General features: G+C 72.8%; 17 protein-coding genes and 1 tRNA gene. 13 read left to right on the top strand and 5 right to left on the bottom strand.

All coding sequences use genetic code 11. The features are described from left to right. Nucleotides 1-24 precede the first annotated feature (24 nt). The 6 genes from FIP57_RS00255 to FIP57_RS00230 all read left to right on the top strand — a co-directional run bounded on the left by FIP57_RS00255 (nucleotide 25) and on the right by FIP57_RS00230 (nucleotide 7,661). Complete coding sequence (locus tag FIP57_RS00255; protein WP_203230964.1) at nucleotides 25-921, top strand: ABC transporter ATP-binding protein; 897 nt, start codon at nucleotides 25-27, stop codon at nucleotides 919-921. Continuing rightward, a complete protein-coding gene (locus FIP57_RS00250; protein WP_148570766.1) occupies nucleotides 918-1,703 on the top strand; it encodes an ABC transporter permease in 786 nt (261 codons plus the stop codon). Before FIP57_RS00255 ends, FIP57_RS00250 begins: the two co-directional genes overlap by 4 nt. Nucleotides 1,704-1,713: 10 nt before the next feature. After that, a complete protein-coding gene (locus FIP57_RS00245; RefSeq protein ID WP_148570764.1) occupies nucleotides 1,714-2,877 on the top strand; it encodes a heparan-alpha-glucosaminide N-acetyltransferase domain-containing protein in 1,164 nt (387 codons plus the stop codon). 10 nt (nucleotides 2,878-2,887) lie between these two features. After that, complete coding sequence (gene rph, locus FIP57_RS00240; protein ID WP_148570762.1) at nucleotides 2,888-3,607, top strand: ribonuclease PH; 720 nt, start codon at nucleotides 2,888-2,890, stop codon at nucleotides 3,605-3,607. Continuing rightward, complete coding sequence (rdgB, locus tag FIP57_RS00235) at nucleotides 3,604-4,236, top strand: RdgB/HAM1 family non-canonical purine NTP pyrophosphatase (RefSeq protein ID WP_148570760.1); 633 nt, start codon at nucleotides 3,604-3,606, stop codon at nucleotides 4,234-4,236. The genes rph and rdgB overlap by 4 nt, the downstream gene beginning before the upstream one ends. A gap of 98 nt (nucleotides 4,237-4,334) precedes the next feature. Then, entirely contained in the window at nucleotides 4,335-7,661 is a 3,327-nt protein-coding gene (locus FIP57_RS00230) for a PAS domain S-box protein (RefSeq protein ID WP_148570758.1), read from the top strand. A 583-nt stretch (nucleotides 7,662-8,244) separates the two neighbouring features. On the opposite strand, the gene FIP57_RS00220 is transcribed toward FIP57_RS00230, so the two are convergent. Both FIP57_RS00220 and bcp read right to left on the bottom strand, forming a co-directional pair. Beyond that, nucleotides 8,245-8,326, bottom strand: a tRNA-Leu gene (locus FIP57_RS00220). Between the two features lie 12 nt (nucleotides 8,327-8,338). After that, nucleotides 8,339-8,812 carry a thioredoxin-dependent thiol peroxidase gene (gene bcp / locus FIP57_RS00215; protein ID WP_148570756.1) on the bottom strand — a complete coding sequence of 158 codons (474 nt, stop codon included), beginning with the start codon at nucleotides 8,810-8,812 and terminating at the stop codon, nucleotides 8,339-8,341. Nucleotides 8,813-8,937: 125 nt separating this feature from the next. Here bcp and FIP57_RS00210 point away from each other — a divergent pair, with 125 nt between their 5' ends. From FIP57_RS00210 to FIP57_RS00190, 6 genes are all read left to right on the top strand, one after another. Continuing rightward, nucleotides 8,938-9,636 (top strand): energy-coupling factor ABC transporter permease, encoded by a 699-nt coding sequence (locus FIP57_RS00210; RefSeq protein ID WP_203230963.1) that lies wholly within the window; start codon nucleotides 8,938-8,940, stop codon nucleotides 9,634-9,636. Continuing rightward, nucleotides 9,633-9,944, top strand: coding sequence for a PDGLE domain-containing protein (locus tag FIP57_RS23490; RefSeq protein ID WP_203230962.1), 312 nt, complete (start codon nucleotides 9,633-9,635; stop codon nucleotides 9,942-9,944). Before FIP57_RS00210 ends, FIP57_RS23490 begins: the two co-directional genes overlap by 4 nt. Nucleotide 9,945: 1 nt before the next feature. Further along, nucleotides 9,946-10,611 carry a cobalt ECF transporter T component CbiQ gene (gene cbiQ / locus FIP57_RS00205; protein WP_148570754.1) on the top strand — a complete coding sequence of 222 codons (666 nt, stop codon included), beginning with the start codon at nucleotides 9,946-9,948 and terminating at the stop codon, nucleotides 10,609-10,611. An 18-nt stretch (nucleotides 10,612-10,629) separates the two neighbouring features. Then, nucleotides 10,630-11,385, top strand: a complete 756-nt coding sequence (locus tag FIP57_RS00200; RefSeq protein WP_148570752.1) for an energy-coupling factor ABC transporter ATP-binding protein — start codon at nucleotides 10,630-10,632, stop codon at nucleotides 11,383-11,385. Nucleotides 11,386-11,460: 75 nt separating this feature from the next. Continuing rightward, on the top strand, nucleotides 11,461-11,712 hold the full coding sequence (locus tag FIP57_RS00195; protein ID WP_148570750.1) for a DUF3618 domain-containing protein: 252 nt from the start codon (nucleotides 11,461-11,463) through the stop codon (nucleotides 11,710-11,712). 8 nt (nucleotides 11,713-11,720) lie between these two features. Next, nucleotides 11,721-12,044, top strand: coding sequence for a GroES family chaperonin (locus tag FIP57_RS00190; RefSeq protein WP_148570748.1), 324 nt, complete (start codon nucleotides 11,721-11,723; stop codon nucleotides 12,042-12,044). Between the two features lie 33 nt (nucleotides 12,045-12,077). Here the strand turns inward: FIP57_RS00190 and FIP57_RS00185 are convergent, their stop codons facing one another. From FIP57_RS00185 to FIP57_RS00175, 3 genes are read right to left on the bottom strand one after another with little or no spacing between them, the layout of a single operon-like run. Next, entirely contained in the window at nucleotides 12,078-13,055 is a 978-nt protein-coding gene (locus tag FIP57_RS00185; RefSeq protein WP_148570746.1) for an aldo/keto reductase, read from the bottom strand. Continuing rightward, nucleotides 13,055-13,516 carry a hypothetical protein gene (locus FIP57_RS00180; protein WP_148570744.1) on the bottom strand — a complete coding sequence of 154 codons (462 nt, stop codon included), beginning with the start codon at nucleotides 13,514-13,516 and terminating at the stop codon, nucleotides 13,055-13,057. The genes FIP57_RS00185 and FIP57_RS00180 overlap by 1 nt, the downstream gene beginning before the upstream one ends. Further along, the gene (locus FIP57_RS00175) at nucleotides 13,513-14,607 is read right to left on the bottom strand and encodes a DNA adenine methylase (RefSeq protein ID WP_148570742.1); all 1,095 of its coding nucleotides are present in this window, start codon (nucleotides 14,605-14,607) and stop codon (nucleotides 13,513-13,515) included. Before FIP57_RS00175 ends, FIP57_RS00180 begins: the two co-directional genes overlap by 4 nt. A 115-nt stretch (nucleotides 14,608-14,722) precedes the next feature. On the opposite strand from FIP57_RS00175, the gene FIP57_RS00170 reads away from it, so the two are divergent. Beyond that, on the top strand, nucleotides 14,723-14,914 hold the full coding sequence (locus FIP57_RS00170) for a hypothetical protein (protein WP_148570740.1): 192 nt from the start codon (nucleotides 14,723-14,725) through the stop codon (nucleotides 14,912-14,914). Nucleotides 14,915-14,978: the final 64 nt, after the last annotated feature.

Below are 14,978 nucleotides of genomic sequence, written 5' to 3'. Positions count from 1 at the left end.
CGCTTCTACGGCAGGGTGGAGCCCATGATCGAGGTCCACCACGTCACCAAGAGGTACGGCGGCTTCACCGCGGTCGACGACGTCTCCTTCACCGCCCGCCAGGGGCGGGTCACCGGCTTCCTGGGCCCCAACGGCGCCGGCAAGTCGACCACGATGCGGATCATGGTGGGGCTCACGCCCGCCACGTCGGGGAACGTCACGATCGGCGGCCACCGCTACTCCGACATCCCGAACCCCGCGCGCCACGTCGGCGTCCTGCTCGACGCCTCCGCCCAGCACGCCGGCCGCACCGGCCGGGAGATCCTCGCGCTCGGTGCCGCGACCATGGGGCTGCCCGAGAAGCGGGTCGACGAGATGCTCGAGCTCGTCAGCCTGACCCCGAAGGAGGCGAAGCGGCGGGTCCGCCACTACTCGCTCGGCATGCGCCAGCGGCTCGGCATCGCCCACGCGCTCCTCGGCGAGCCGCGGGTGCTGATCCTCGACGAGCCGGCCAACGGGCTCGACCCGGCGGGCATCCACTGGATGCGGGGGATGCTGCGCACCTTCGCCCAGCAGGGCGGCACGGTGCTGCTCTCCTCGCACCTGCTCCACGAGGTGGAGATGATCGCCGACGACATGCTGCTGATCGGCAACGGCCGGATCGTCGCGCAGGGCACCAAGGAGGAGCTGCTCCGCACCACCGGCACCCTGGTGAGGGCGGTCGAGGCCGAGGCGCTGCGCGACGCGCTCGCGGACGCGGGGTTCCCGGTGAAGGCCGACGCCGCGCACCTCCACGTCGAGGCCGAGCCGGTCCAGGTCGGCGAGGTCGCCGCCCGCCACCAGCTCACTCTCGTCGAGCTCCGCCCGGCCGACGGCGCCGGGCTCGAGGCGCTGTTCCTGGAGCTGACCGCCGAGACCCAGCGCGAAGGAGTCGTCGCATGACCGCACCACCCACCGGCGCACCCCAGGGGCTGCTGGACGTCTCCGGCACCTCGCGGGTGCCTTTCACCCGTCACGTCGTCGTCGAGATGCGGAAGATGTTCGACACCCGGGCCGGCAAGTGGCTGATGGTCACGATCGTCGCCATCACCGCCCTCGTCGTCGCGCTGCTGCTGATCTTCGCCCCGGACGAGGGCAACAACTTCGAGGCGTTCCTGGGCGCCACGGCGACGCCGCAGGGGTTCCTGCTCCCGGTGCTCGGCGTCCTGCTGGTCACCAGCGAGTGGGGGCAGCGGGCCGCGCTCACCACGTTCACCCTGGAGCCGCACCGCGAGCGGGTGATCGCGGCGAAGGTCGTGGCGGCGGTGCTCTTCGGGCTCGCCGCGATCGTGGTCGCGATCCTCGTGGCTGCGCTCGCCACGGTGATCGCGAGCGTCGACGACATGTGGGGCGCGTACGGCTTCGGCGACCTCGGCAACTTCGCGCTGCTCCAGACGATGGGGATCGTGCAGGGGCTCGCCTTCGGCATGCTCTTCCTCAACTCCGCGGCCGCGATCGTGACCTACTTCGTGCTGCCGATCGCGTTCAACATCGTGACCAGCATCATCGAGCAGGTCCGCGACGTGCAGCCGTGGATCGACCTCGGCACCGCGCAGACCCCGCTCTTCGACGGGCAGGGGCTGACCGGCGAGGAGTGGGCGCAGGTCGCGACGACGACGCTGATCTGGATCGTCCTGCCCTTCGCCATCGGGGCGTGGCGGATGCTCCGCGCCGAGGTGAAGTGAGCGCGACCGCGTGACGCCTGCGGGGGCGGGCCGCGTCGTCGGCGTCGACGCCGCGCGCTGCCTCGCCCTCGTCGGGATGATGGCGACGCACATCCTGCCGGGGACCACCGGCGGAGAGGTGCCGCTCGCGCACCAGGTCGCCGGCGGGCGGGCCTCTGCGCTCTTCGCCGTCCTGGCCGGGGTCAGCCTCGTGCTGCTGTCCGGGACGCGCGCGCCGCTGCGTGGAGCCGACCTCGCCGGGATGCTCGCCGGCACGGCGGTGCGGGCGGCGTGGGTCGCCCTGGTCGGGCTCGTGATCGGCGGGCTCGACACGGGGATCGCGGTGATCCTGGTGAACTATGCGCTGCTCTTCCTCGTCGCCGCGCCCTTCCTCGCCCTGCGCACCTGGGTCGTCGGCACGGTCGCCGTGGTGTGGGCCGCCGCCGGGCCGGTGGTGAGCCTGCTGTGGCGGCGGGACCTGCCGTGGGCGTCGTACGACGTGCCCTCGTTCGACTCGCTCTCCGCACCCGGCACCGTCCTGCGCGAGCTGGTGGTGACCGGTTACTACCCGGTGCTGACCTGGGTGCCGTACCTGCTCGTCGGCATCGTGGTCGGACGGCTCGACCTGCGGAGCGTGCGCACCGCGCTCGTCCTGGTGGGGGTGGGCGCGTGGGCGGCGGTCACCGCGTGGGCGGTCTCGGACACGCTGGTCGCCCGCCCGGACGCGCGGGCGGCGATGATCCGCACCTTCGAGGGGTCGGGGTGGCGCGGCGACCTCTCGACGACCCTGACCGACGGCCTGTACGGCGTCGTGCCCACCGGCTCCTGGTGGTGGCTCGCCGTCCGGTCGCCGCACACGGGCACGTCGCTCGACCTGATGATGACGATCGGCAGCGCGCTGCTCGTCCTGGGCGCGTGCCTGCTCCTCGCCCGGCCCGCGCCGCGCGTCACCGCGGTCCTCCTCGGGGCCGGGGCGATGACGCTGACCCTCTACACGCTCCACGTGGTGCTCCGCACGGACGGCTGGTGGGACGAGGACACCACGGGGGTCTTCCTCGGCCAGGTGGCGCTGGTGGTCGCGATCGGTGCGGTCTACCGGCTGGCGCGACGCCAGGGGCCGCTGGAGCGGGTGGTCGCGGTGACCGGCGGAGCGGTCCGCAGGGCGGTCACCCGGGGGTTCGCGGGGCGTCGGTAGTGTCCGGGCCATGAGCCGAGCCGATGGACGCGCCGACGACGAGCTCCGACCGATCCGCCTGACCCGGCACTGGCTGGACCACGCCGCCGGCTCGGTGCTGGTGGAGTTCGGGGGGACCCGGGTGCTGTGCGCGGCGTCCGCGAGCATCGGGGTGCCGCGGTGGCGCAAGGACTCCGGGCTCGGCTGGGTCACCGCGGAGTACGCCATGCTCCCGTCCTCCACGCACACCCGCTCCGACCGCGAGTCGGTCAAGGGGCGGATCGGTGGCCGGACCCACGAGATCTCCCGGCTGATCGGCCGGTCGCTGCGGGCGGTGATCGACTACAAGGCGCTCGGCGAGAACACCATCGTGCTCGACTGCGACGTCCTCCAGGCCGACGGAGGCACCCGCACCGCTGCGATCACCGGCGCCTACGTCGCGCTCGTCGACGCCTGTGCGCACCTGCGGTCGGAGAAGGCGCTCAAGGGCAACCCGCTCAAGGGGTCCGTGGCCGCGGTGTCGGTGGGGATCGTCGACGGCGTGCCGCGGCTCGACCTGCCCTACGAGGAGGACGTACGCGCCGAGACCGACATGAACGTCGTGATGACCGGCGACGGGCGGTTCGTCGAGGTGCAGGGCACCGCCGAGGCGGAGCCGTTCGAGCGGGCGCTCCTCGACGACCTGCTCACGCTCGCCGCCAAGGGGTGCGCCGACCTGACTGCGATCCAGCAGGCGGCGCTCGAGGGATGACCCGTGTCTTCCTTGCCTCCCGCAACACCGGCAAGCTCGCCGAGATGCGGCGCATCCTCGCCGAGCACCTCCCGGACGTCGAGGTCCTCGGGCTCGACGACGTGGCGCCGTACGACGAGCCGGCCGAGACCGAGCCGACCTTCGAGGGCAACGCCCGGATCAAGGCGCTCGCCGCGGTCGCCGCCACCGGACTACCCTCGGTGGCCGACGACAGCGGGATCTGCGTCGACGCGCTCAACGGGATGCCCGGAGTGCTCTCCGCCCGGTGGGCCGGCGTCTCGGGTGACCGCGAGACCAAGGACCGGGCCAACAACGAGCTGCTCCTGGCCCAGCTCGCCGACGTGCCCGACGAGCGGCGGACCGCGCAGTTCCGGTGCGCGGTCGTGCTCGCGCTCCCGGGCGCCGACGGCGTGGTCGAGCATGTCGCGGAGGGCGTCATGCCCGGCCGGGTGATCCGGGAGGTGCGGGGGAGCGGCGGCTTCGGCTACGACGTGCTGTTCTGCGCCGACGGCCACGACCGGACCACCGCCGAGCTCCCGGCCGACGAGAAGGACGCGATCTCCCACCGCGGGCAGGCGCTGCGGCGCATCGCGCCGGTCGTCGCCCAGGCGCTCGCCGGTCGCGGCTGACCCGGCCCGATTCCTCAAGACCCACCCCTCGCCTGCCGATAGCAACGCTGGGACGTCCCGGCGGCGACCCCTGCACCCCTTCAGGAGCGCGAGACGTGGTGAGAGAGCGCCAGGTGACCACGCGCGACGGCCTCGTGCTGCGCGCGTGCCTCGCCGTGCTCGTGGTCGCGGTGCTCGGTGCCCTCCTGCTGTACGTCGAGCCGGTGGACGACCCGACCGGCCACGCCCACGCGTGGCACTCCGGGTGGGTGGTCCTCGCGACCCTGGGGCTCTCCCTGGCGCTGGCCGTCTCCGTGTTCACCAAGTCCCGTCGGCTCGACGCCGCGGCCCGCAGCGCGGAGGAGTCGAAGCGTGCCCTGGAGCTGAGCCTCCAGCACTCGCGGTCGCTCTTCGACAACAACATGGACGCCGTCCTCACGCTGGCGCTGGATGGCCGGCTCCTGAGCGTCAACGACGCGGCCAGCGACCTCGCGGGCTACACCGCCGACGAGATCGTCGGGATGGGGTGGCAGGCGCTGGTCGCGCCGGGCGACCTCGACGCGTCGATGGAGGTCCTCGCCGCCGCGGTGCGGGGGGAGGGCCGCCAGTACAGCGCCCGCGTCCGCCACGCCCGCGGCGGGTGGCGGACCGTCACCACCTCCGCGGCGCCGATCATCGTCGACGGCGACGTCGTCGGGATCTACGCGATCGTCCGCGACATCACCGAGCAGGAGCGGCTCCGCGCCCGCCTCTCCGTCGTCAGCGAGGCCGTCGACGGCGCCACCGAGGCCATCGTGGTCACCGACGACCAGGGCGCGGTCGTCTACGCCAACCGCCGTGCCGCCGAGACCCTCGGTGCCCCGGACGAGCTGGCGCTCGAGGGACACCTGCTCGAGCCGCTGCTGCGCGACGTCGACGTGGTCGAGGTGGTCGAGCAGCCCACCGGCCCCTGCGTCCGTCCGCAGAACCGCCGCCACGAGGTCTCGGTCACGACGCTCGCTGACGGCAACTCGCTGTGCATCGTGCGCGACGTCACCGAGCGCGAGGTGGCGCAGGAGGAGGTACGCCGCAGCGAGGCGCGCTACCGCACCATCCTCGAGCAGATCGCCGAGGGGTACTTCGAGGTCGACCTCGAGGGGTGCTTCACCCTCGTCAACGACTCGCTCTGCCGACAGCTCGGGACCACCCGTGAGCAGCTCCTCGGCCGTCCCTTCTTCGAGTTCACCGACGTGGTGAACGAGCGGCTCATCAAGGACGCGTTCAACGAGGTGCGGGTGTCGGGGCACCCGAGGAACGGCGTCGTCTTCTGGTTCCGCCGTGCGGACGGTTGTCTCCGGGCGGCCTCGACCTCGGCCTCGGTCGTGCTCGACGAGGACGGCGGGCCGGTCGGCTACCGCGGCGTCTCGCGCGACGTCACCGACGCGCTCCGCGCCGAGCGGGACCTGCTGCGCAGCGAGGAGCGGCACCGGCTGGTGGCCAGCGCCACCAAGGACGTCCTGTGGGACGCCGACTTCACCACCGGCACCACGGTGTGGACCGGCGCGCTCCGCGAGGTGGTCGGGATCGACGCCGACTCGTTCGAGCTGCCGCGCGGTTGGTGGCAGGACCGGGTGCACCCCGACGACATCGAGCGGGTGACGCGCGCGACGGAGGAGGCCATCTGGGGCCACGCCGAGCTCTACCAGGACGAGTACCGGCTGCTCCGCGAGGACGGCGTCTACGCCACGATCTTCGCCCGCGGCCACGTGGTCCGCGAGGACAACGGGCAGGCGGTGCGGCTGGTCGGGTCGATGATGGACGTGACCGACCGCGTGCGGCGCGAGGAGGAGCTCCGCCACGCGCGCCAGGAGGCCGACGAGGCGAACGCCGCCAAGTCGCTGTTCCTCGCGAACATGAGCCACGAGATCCGCACGCCGATGAACGGCGTGATCGGGATGGTCGACCTGCTCCTCCAGACCCCGCTCGACCGCCACCAGCGCAGCTACGCCGAGACCGTCCGGCAGTCCGGTGAGCGGCTCCTCGTGATCATCAACGACATCCTCGACCTGTCGAAGATCGAGGCCGGCAAGCTCCGGCTCGAGAACCGCGACTTCGAGCTGGCGACGCTGGTCCGGTCGACCGTCGCCGCCTTCGAGGCCGAGGCCGACCGGAAGGGGCTCCGGCTCACCACCGTGGTCGACCCGGCCGTCTGCTCGGCGTACCACGGCGACCCCGAGCGCATCGGGCAGGTGCTCACCAACCTGATCAGCAACGCGGTGAAGTTCACCGACGCCGGCGAGGTCCGGCTCACCGTGGGCCCGGCTGACGACGGCGACGCGCTGCGGTTCGCGGTCAGCGACAGCGGCATCGGGCTCACCCCCGAGCAGGTCTCCCGGCTGTTCCGCCCGTTCACCCAGGCCGACGCCTCGACCACCAAGAGGTTCGGCGGCACCGGCCTCGGCCTGGCGATCTCCCACGAGCTGGTCACGCTGATGGGCGGGACGATCGGGGTCGAGAGCGTGTACGGCGAGGGCAGCACGTTCACCGCCGACCTGCCGCTGCCCACCGCTGTCGGGGCCGGGCCGGCTCCGGCCGGTGTGCGCAAGAGCCGCCCGGCCGTCGCCGCGGTGCGGCCGTCGTCCGCGGTCGCCCGGCCCGGGCCCGAGGGCGCGGGGGAGTCCGGCCCGCTGGTCCTGCTCGTCGAGGACAACGACGTCAACCAGATGGTCGCGCAGGTGATGCTCGACCAGCTCGGCTACCAGGTGCACGTCGCCGCCGACGGGGTCGAGGCGCTCGACGCGCTGGGCCGGCAGCGGTTCGCAGCGGTGCTGATGGACGTGCAGATGCCGAACCTGGACGGCTACGAGGCCACCTCCCGGTTCCGCGCGACGGAGCCGGAGGGCGAGCGGACGCCGATCATCGCGATGACCGCCAACGCCCTGCGCGGCGATCGGGAACGGGCGCTCGAGGCCGGCATGGACGACTACCTCGCGAAGCCGGTGCGGCTCGAGGACCTCGCGGACACCCTCGAGCGGTGGACCGCGACCGCGACGGAGGGCGACCCCGAGCCGGAGACGGTCGACCCGGCTCCGGAGGAGCTGCAGGGGGAGGTGCTCGACGCCGAGGCGGTGGCGACCCTCCGCACGATCAGCGCCGGTATGGCCCCCGGGTTCCTCGAGGGGCTGGTGCGGACCTACCTCCGTGACACCGAGGTCAAGCTCGGCGAGCTCGCCTCCGCGTTCCGGTCGCGGGACGCCGAGACCACCGCCGCCTGTGCGCACTTCCTGAAGAGCAGCAGCGCCAGCATGGGCGCGGTCCGGCTGGCCGCCACGCTGACGGTCGTCGAGCAGCAGGCCCGCGCCGGCGACCTCGACGAGGTCGGGCCGCTCGTGCGGTCGCTGATGACCGAGTTCCGCGGGGTCCGCGAGGCCCTGGACGCCGAGATGAGTGCACAGCTGGCGTCCTAGCCGGCTCCTCCACAGGCGGCGCACGCGCGGTCCCTCTCGTCCTCGACCGAGGCTTGGCTGAGTGCATGCCCGTCAAGTACACCGAGGAGATGCTGCGCGAGGCCGTGGCGGCCTCGGTCTCGTTCGCTGCAGTGGTGCGCTACCTGGGGTTGGTCGAGACGGGCGGGAACCACACCCACATAGCGCGCCGCATCCGCGCTCTCGGCCTCGACACGTCGCACTTCACGGGGCGCTCCTGGGCCCGCGGCACCTCGCGCCCGCGACGGAAGCCGGAGGAGGTGCTGATCGAGTACCCGGTCGGCGCACCGCGGATCAACGGGGGTCGCCTCCGCTCGGCTCTCCTGCGCACCGGACGGCGTTACGTCTGCACGGGGTGCGGCAACAGCGGTGTGTGGCTGATACGGCCGATCACGCTGCATGTCGACCACGTCGACGGCAACTACCGGGACTGCCGGCCCGAGAACCTGCGGTTCCTCTGTCCCAACTGCCATTCGCAGACGTCCACGCACGCCGGACGCAACAAGAGACGCGCGCTGCCCGCCGCGCACGCCGAGCTGGTGGTCGAGGAACGACCCCCGACGAGTGCCAGAGGGGGGACTCGAACCCCCACGCCCGAAGGCACCGAGACCTAAACCCGGCGTGTCTGCCTATTCCACCACTCTGGCTCGGGCGGAAGTCTAGGAGGCGAGCCCGAGGTCCTTCCTCAGCTTGGCGACGTGGCCGGTGGCCTTGACGTTGTACTGCGCCACCTCGACCCGCCCCTCCTCGTCGACGACGAACGTGGACCGGATGACCCCCTGCACCACCTTGCCGTACATCTTCTTCTCGCCGAAGGCGCCGTAGGACTCCATCACCGAGCGGTCGACGTCCGAGAGCAGCGTGATCGTCAGCGAGTCGCGCTCCCGGAACTTCGCGAGCTTCTCGGGCTTGTCGGGGGAGATGCCGAGAACCTCGTAGCCGAGCCCCCGCAGCGAGTCGAGGGAGTCGGTGAAGTCGCATGCCTGCTTGGTGCACCCCGGCGTCATCGCGGCCGGGTAGAAGTACACGATCACCTTCCGCCCGCGCAGCCCGGACAACGAGAGCTGCTCGCCGGTGTCGGACGGGAGCGTGAAGTCGGGAGCGGGGTCGCCGGGCTGGAGGCGGGTGGCCATCAGGAACTCCTCGAGACGCAGGGACGCAGGGCGCGACGGCTTGTCGCGGCGACGCGGTTATTGCGAACGATGTGCAACAGCGTAGGCTGACCACGCCAGGACCCCTCAACCTAACGGAGGCCCCCGTGCACGTCCCTGACGGCTTCCTCGACGTCCCGACGTCGGTCACGACGGGGGTCGTCGCGGCCGCGGCCGTCGGCGTCGCCCTGCGCGGCGCGCGGCGCGAGCTCGACGACCGGACCGCTCCGCTCGCCGGGCTCGTCGCGACGTTCGTCTTCGCCGCCCAGATGATCAACTTCCCGGTCGGCGCCGGCACCAGCGGCCACCTCATGGGAGGCGCGCTCGCGGCGGTGCTGGTCGGACCCTGGACCGGGATCCTCTGCCTCAGCGTGGTGCTGCTGGTCCAGGCGCTCCTGTTCGCCGACGGCGGCATCACCGCGCTGGGCACCAACGTCGTGCTGATCGGCGTGGTCGGCGTCGTGGTCGCGACCCTGGTGGTCCGCGGCCTCCAGGCCGTGCTGCCGAAGCGGGTCGGCCTCGTCGCGCCGCTCGCGGCGCTCGGCGCCCTGATCTCCGTGCCGGTCGCCTCTCTGGTCTTCGTCGGGCTGTACGCCGTGGGCGGTGCCGCGCCCGTGCCGCTGGACGACCTCACCACCGCCATGCTGGGGTGGCACACGCTGATCGGCCTCGGCGAGGCGGTCGTGACCGGGATGGTCGTCGGCAGCATCGTCGGGGTCCGCCCCGACCTCGTGCACGCCGCCCGGCGGGTGCTCGGCACCCGGACCGTCGAGCTGCGCACCCCGGCGACGGAGGTGCCGGCATGAGGGGCGTCCCCACCCGCATCGTCCTCGTCGGGCTCCTGCTCGTCGCGCTGCTGCTCGCCGGCGTCGTCAGCTTCTACGCCTCCGGCAGCCCCGACGGGCTCGAGCGGGTCGCCGAGGACCACGGCTTCATCGACACCGCCGACGAGCACGCCACGGCGGGCAGCCCGCTGGCCGACTACCAGGCCTCGGGGATCGAGGACTCACGGCTCTCCGGCGGCGCGGCCGGCGTCGCGGGCGCGCTCGTCGTGCTCGTCCTGGCCGGCGGCCTGACCTTCGTGCTGCGGCGGCGCAAGCCGAGCCGGGGCTGAGGTGGGCGCCGGCCACGGCCACCGGCTGCACTTCCACGGCCACTCGCCGGTGCACCGGGCCCGGCCGCACCTGAAGCTGCTCGCGCTGGTGGGGTTCGTCCTCGTCGTGGTCGCGACGCCCGCCGACGGCTACCCGTTCTTCGCGGGGTACCTCGGGATCCTGGCCGTCGTCGTCGCGGTCTCGCGCGTCCCCCCGCCGTACCTCCTGCGCCGGATGGTCGTCGAGGTGCCCTTCCTGGTCTTCGCCGCGGTGCTGCCGTTCGTGGCGCACGGGCCGCGCACCGAGGTGCTCGGGCTGAGCGTCAGCGAGACCGGCCTCGTCGCCGCCGGCGGGCTGGCGATCAAGGGCACCCTCGGCGTGCTCGCCAGCCTCACCCTTGCCGCCACCACCGAGCCGCACGACGTGCTGCGCGGGCTCGAGCGGCTGCGGCTGCCCCGGATGCTGGTGCAGATCCTCGGCTTCATGATCCGCTACCTGGACGTCGTCGGCGCCGAGCTCGGTCGGATGCGGGTGGCCCTGGCGTCCCGCGGCTTCGACGGCCGGAACCCGCGTCACTGGCCGGTGCTCGCGCGCTCCGTCGGCGCGCTCTTCATCCGCTCCTACGAGCGCGGCGAGCGCGTCCACCTCGCGATGCTGTCCCGCGGCTACGACGGCAGCGCGCGATGATGGTCCGGTGATCCGACGATGACCCCGGTGCTGGACGTGCGCGGGCTGGCGCACGTCTATCCCGACGGCCACCAGGCGCTGTACGGCGTCGACCTGCACGTCCACCGGGGCGAACGGGTGGCGCTCCTCGGGCCCAACGGCGCCGGCAAGACCACGCTCGTCCTCCACCTCAACGGCATCCTCACCGCGTCCGCGGGGAGCGTGGCCGTCTCGGGGCTGCCGGTGACGAAGGCCAACCTCCAGGAGGTACGCCGCCGGGTGGGCGTGGTCTTCCAGGACCCCGACGACCAGCTGTTCATGCCCACGGTCCGCGACGACGTCGCGTTCGGCCCCCGCAACCTCGGCGTCAAGGGGGAGGCCCTCGATCGCCGGGTGCACGAGGCGCTGGAGAAGGTCGGGATGGCCGAGCACGTCGACCGTCCGCCCCACCACCTGTCCTTCGGCCAGCGGCGCCGCGTCGCGGTCGCCACGGTGCTGGCGATGGAGCCCGAGGTGCTCGTGCTCGACGAGCCGTCCTCGAACCTCGACCCGGCCTCTCGCCGTGAGCTCGCCGAGATCCTCCGCTCCCTCGACGTGACGGTGCTGATGGTCACCCACGACCTGCCCTACGCCCTCGAGCTCTGCCCGCGGTCGGTGGTGCTCTCCGACGGCGTGGTCGTCGCCGACGGCGCCACCCGGGACGTGCTCTCCGACGACGCGCTGATGCGGAGCCACCGGCTGGAGCTGCCCTACGGATTCGATCCCCGCACCGTCCCGGCCCCGCCCGGACGGTAACGTTCCCTCCTGCGCCCACCGGCGCACCCGGGGCCGTCCCCGGGGTGCCCACCGGACTTCGACGAGGAGCTGACCGTGGCCGATGCCGAGCGTCCCGACACCATCGAGCGCGAGATGGAGGAGACCCGCGAACGGCTCGCCGAGACCGTCGACCAGCTGGTCTATCGCGCCAACCCGAAGACGATCGTCCGCCGCGAGGTCAACGCGGTGAAGGCGCACTTCGTGGACGCCGAGGGGAACCCGCGCACCGAGAACATCCTCAAGGTGGTCGGCGGCGTCGCCGGGTTCGTGGCGCTCCTCGTGGTGATCCGCAAGGTCACGAGCTGAACGCAGCGATGAGCGACAAGACCCCCGTCAGGATGCTGCACGACCGCGTCCTCGTGCAGCTCGACAAGGAGGCCGGCGAGCGCCGGTCCACCGGCGGCATCGTGATCCCGGCGACCGCCGCCCTCGGCAACCGCCGGCTCAGCTGGGCCAGGGTCGCCGCGATCGGCCCCCACGTGCGGGCCGTCGAGCTCGGCGACCGGGTCCTGTTCGACCCCGAGGACAAGGCCGAGGTCGAGGTCAACGGCGAGAGCTACGTGCTGATGCGCGAGCGCGACGTGCACGCCGTGGCCGCCGAGCGCGTCGACGTCAGCGAGACCGGCCTCTACCTCTGAGGGACCTCCTCCGAGGGAGCTCCGAGACCCCGCTCAGGAGCGGGTGTAGGAGCGGTGGGTCATCCCCGGCAGGGGGACCTGGTTGACCTCCTGCAGCGTCTCGAGGTCGTCCGCGGTCGGCACCCAGGCGGCCGCCTCCACGTTCGAGCGGACCTGGGAGGCGCGGCTGACCCCGGCGATGACGCTGCCCACGGCCGGCTGCGCGGCCAACCCGCCGATCGCGACCTGGAGCAGGGACAGCCCCCGCGCGTCGGCGTACTCCTGGAGCGCCGCGACCCGCGCGAAGTCGGCGCCGCTGAGCCGGTGCTGCTGCGATGGGTGGCTGAGCCGGCTGCCCTCCGGCGCCGCCCCGGGGGCGTACTTCCCGGTCAGCAGCCCGTAGGCGAGCGGGAAGTACGGCAGCAGCCCCACGCCGGCGTCGAGGCAGGCCGGCACCAGTTCCTCCTCGGCGACCCGGTTGTAGAGGGAGTACTCGTTCTGCGCGGTGACGAACCCCGGGACGCCGAGGGCGCGGGCGACGTGTGCCGCGCGGGTCACCTCCCACGCGGCGAAGTTCGAGCAGCCGACGTAGCGGACCTTGCCCTCGGCGACGAGCTCGGCGAGTGATTGGAGCGTCTCCTCGATCGGCGTGACGAGGTCGGGCTGGTGCAGCTGGTAGAGGTCGATGTGGTCGGTGCGGAGCCGGCGCAGCGACGCCTCGACGGCCCGGCGCACGTAGCGGCGTGAGGCCCGGGCCCCGTGGTCCGGACCGTTGTGCCCCTGCATGTCCATGCCGAACTTCGTGGCCACCACGACCTCGTCGCGGCGCCCCTGCAGGGCGTGGCCGAGGAGCTCCTCGCTCGCGCCGAGCCCGTAGGTGTCGGCGGTGTCGAAGAAGTTGACCCCGACCTCGAGCGCCGTGTCCACGATCTCGCGGACGGCGGCGGCGTCGATGCGGGTGCCGAAGGCGTTGCAGCCGACGCCGACGGTGGAGACGACGAGGCCGCTGGCACCGAGCGGGGCGTACCGCACTACTTCACCAGCAGCCGGAGGATCAGCGAGTGGCTCTCGTGCTCCTCGACGTCGACCTGGCCGGGCTTGTCGAAGCTGAGCGTGATGCTCGACGTGCCCTGCTTGAACGCCGGCTCCTGCTCCGGGTTGGAGTGCACGTGCAGCTCGCCGGCGCGGTCCGAGGTCACCTCGAGCACCAGCTCCTCGCCGACACCCAGCTCGACCTGCTGCGCCACCGGCGTGACGTCGTCGCCCTGGATGGTGATCGCGACGCTCTGCCCGGGCTCCTCGGACGGGGAGGCGGACTCGCCCGGCGTCGCCTCCGCGGTCTCGCTGGGCTCCTCGCTCGCCGTCTCGGTCGGCGTCGGGCTGCTGGTCCCGGCCTCCGGCTCCTCGTCGTCCCCGCACCCGGCGGCCAGCCACAAGGTGGCGGCGAGGGTCAGGACGAGCGGGGTGCGGAGCAGTCGGGACCGTCGGTTCATGGCGCCATTGTGGCCGAGCGGGGCAGCGGCGCAGGCAGCACCCCCTCCTCCGGGACGGCCGCCTCGACCTTGTCCCCAGGGCCCGCGACGAAGACGTACTCGACGTTGCGGAGCCTCGACACGGTCCCGACCTTCTCGCCGGTGGGGCCGTGGATGCCGATCTGCGCGCCGACGTACCTCTTGCTGTCGAAGGCGAGCCGGCGCACCGCCGGGTGACCGGCGTCGCGGAGCATGGTGACCATCTCGTCGGGGGTGATCCACCCCTCGTCGTTGTAGGAGACCACCACGACCTCGGCGCGGACCCGCTGCAGCAGCGCGGCGAGCGCCGCCGGCATCGTCGCCCGCCGGTTGAAGACGCTGCGCGTCGCCTCGTCGTCCCGGGCGTCCACGCGCTTGCAGGCGATGCCGTAGTGGTCCGGGGCGTCCCACCGGACGAGGGTCTCCCACACGTGGTAGTTCGTGAAGTAGCGGTGCTGGTTGTACGGCGGGTCGAGGTACGCGAGGTCCACGGGCTCGAGGGTCTCGACGACCTCCAGCGCGTCGCCGACCACCATCGCGCCCGGGCCCTCGAGCAGCGCCGGGGGCTGGAGGGTCAGCTCGCGCAGGGCGCGCGGGGCCCACTGCTTGAGGAAGGCCATCTGGACGCCGGTCGTGGAGTCGACGCGGTCGGTGGCGACGAGCAGCGCCGCGAGCAGGAGCGCGTGCAGCGGTGTCCCGGCGTACGACTCCTCGATGGCGCGCCGGACCGCGTCGACGCGCATGCCGTTGCGCGGGTGCACGAACCGTGCGTTCTCGCAGAAGGTCTCCGTGAAGTAGCCACGCTCCCCGGGCAGCGACGCGAGGTGCGCGAGCGCCCGGAGCAGCTCCGCCTGGTCCACCTGCAGGGCGTCCGTGGCGAGGAAGCAGTCGCCGAGCACCCCGCTGTAGCTGGCGGTGTCGACGCCGGTGACGTGGAGCCCGCGCCGCTTGAGCTCCTGCGCGACCCGGGTCGTGCCGGTGAAGAGGTCCACCGCGGTCCTCGCGCCCACCGCCGTCGCGATGGAGCCGAGCACCGGCACCAGGGCCCGCTTGGAGCCGAGGTACTTGATCACGCTCGGACCCTAGACCGCTGGTCGGGCCGAAGGGCCCGAGCCACACCGAGGTGCGTGAGGGCTCCCGCCTGGGACGCCTGTTTTCGCGGCGTGGCTGCGCGGGTACGTGGCCCGCATGAGCGAGACCCCGCAGGGAGACGACGCCCGCCGCATCGTCGACGAGCTCGAGGAGAAGCACGTCGACGTCCAGGGCGCCCTCGACGCCTCGCCGGACGAGGAGCAGGAGAACCTCGAGCAGAAGGACGACGCGGCGCCCGCCGAGGACCAGGCCGACGAGGTCCCCGGGTCGCCGGAGCCCACCGACTAGCCGCCGCCCCGGCAGCCCGGGGTCATGCCGGGGCCACCTCCGGTTCACCCCGGAAGGGCACCGT

The sequence above is a fragment of the Nocardioides caldifontis genome (assembly GCF_008087345.1).
Lineage (GTDB): Bacteria > Actinomycetota > Actinomycetes > Propionibacteriales > Nocardioidaceae > Marmoricola_A > Marmoricola_A caldifontis.
The sequence above is the reverse complement of the archived record's forward strand: the minus strand, read 5'-3'. Positions and strand labels throughout refer to the sequence as shown.

Coding starts and splice junctions, on each gene's coding strand:
- rdgB (WP_148570760.1), top strand. CDS start 3,604: ATGACCCGTGTCTTCCTTGCCTCCCGCAACACCGGCAAGCTCGCCGAG.
- FIP57_RS00170 (WP_148570740.1), top strand. CDS start 14,723: ATGAGCGAGACCCCGCAGGGAGACGACGCCCGCCGCATCGTCGACGAG.
- rph (WP_148570762.1), top strand. CDS start 2,888: ATGAGCCGAGCCGATGGACGCGCCGACGACGAGCTCCGACCGATCCGC.
- FIP57_RS00200 (WP_148570752.1), top strand. CDS start 10,630: ATGACCCCGGTGCTGGACGTGCGCGGGCTGGCGCACGTCTATCCCGAC.
- bcp (WP_148570756.1), bottom strand. CDS start 8,812: ATGGCCACCCGCCTCCAGCCCGGCGACCCCGCTCCCGACTTCACGCTC.
- FIP57_RS00190 (WP_148570748.1), top strand. CDS start 11,721: ATGAGCGACAAGACCCCCGTCAGGATGCTGCACGACCGCGTCCTCGTG.
- FIP57_RS00180 (WP_148570744.1), bottom strand. CDS start 13,516: ATGAACCGACGGTCCCGACTGCTCCGCACCCCGCTCGTCCTGACCCTC.
- FIP57_RS00250 (WP_148570766.1), top strand. CDS start 918: ATGACCGCACCACCCACCGGCGCACCCCAGGGGCTGCTGGACGTCTCC.
- FIP57_RS23490 (WP_203230962.1), top strand. CDS start 9,633: ATGAGGGGCGTCCCCACCCGCATCGTCCTCGTCGGGCTCCTGCTCGTC.
- FIP57_RS00255 (WP_203230964.1), top strand. CDS start 25: ATGATCGAGGTCCACCACGTCACCAAGAGGTACGGCGGCTTCACCGCG.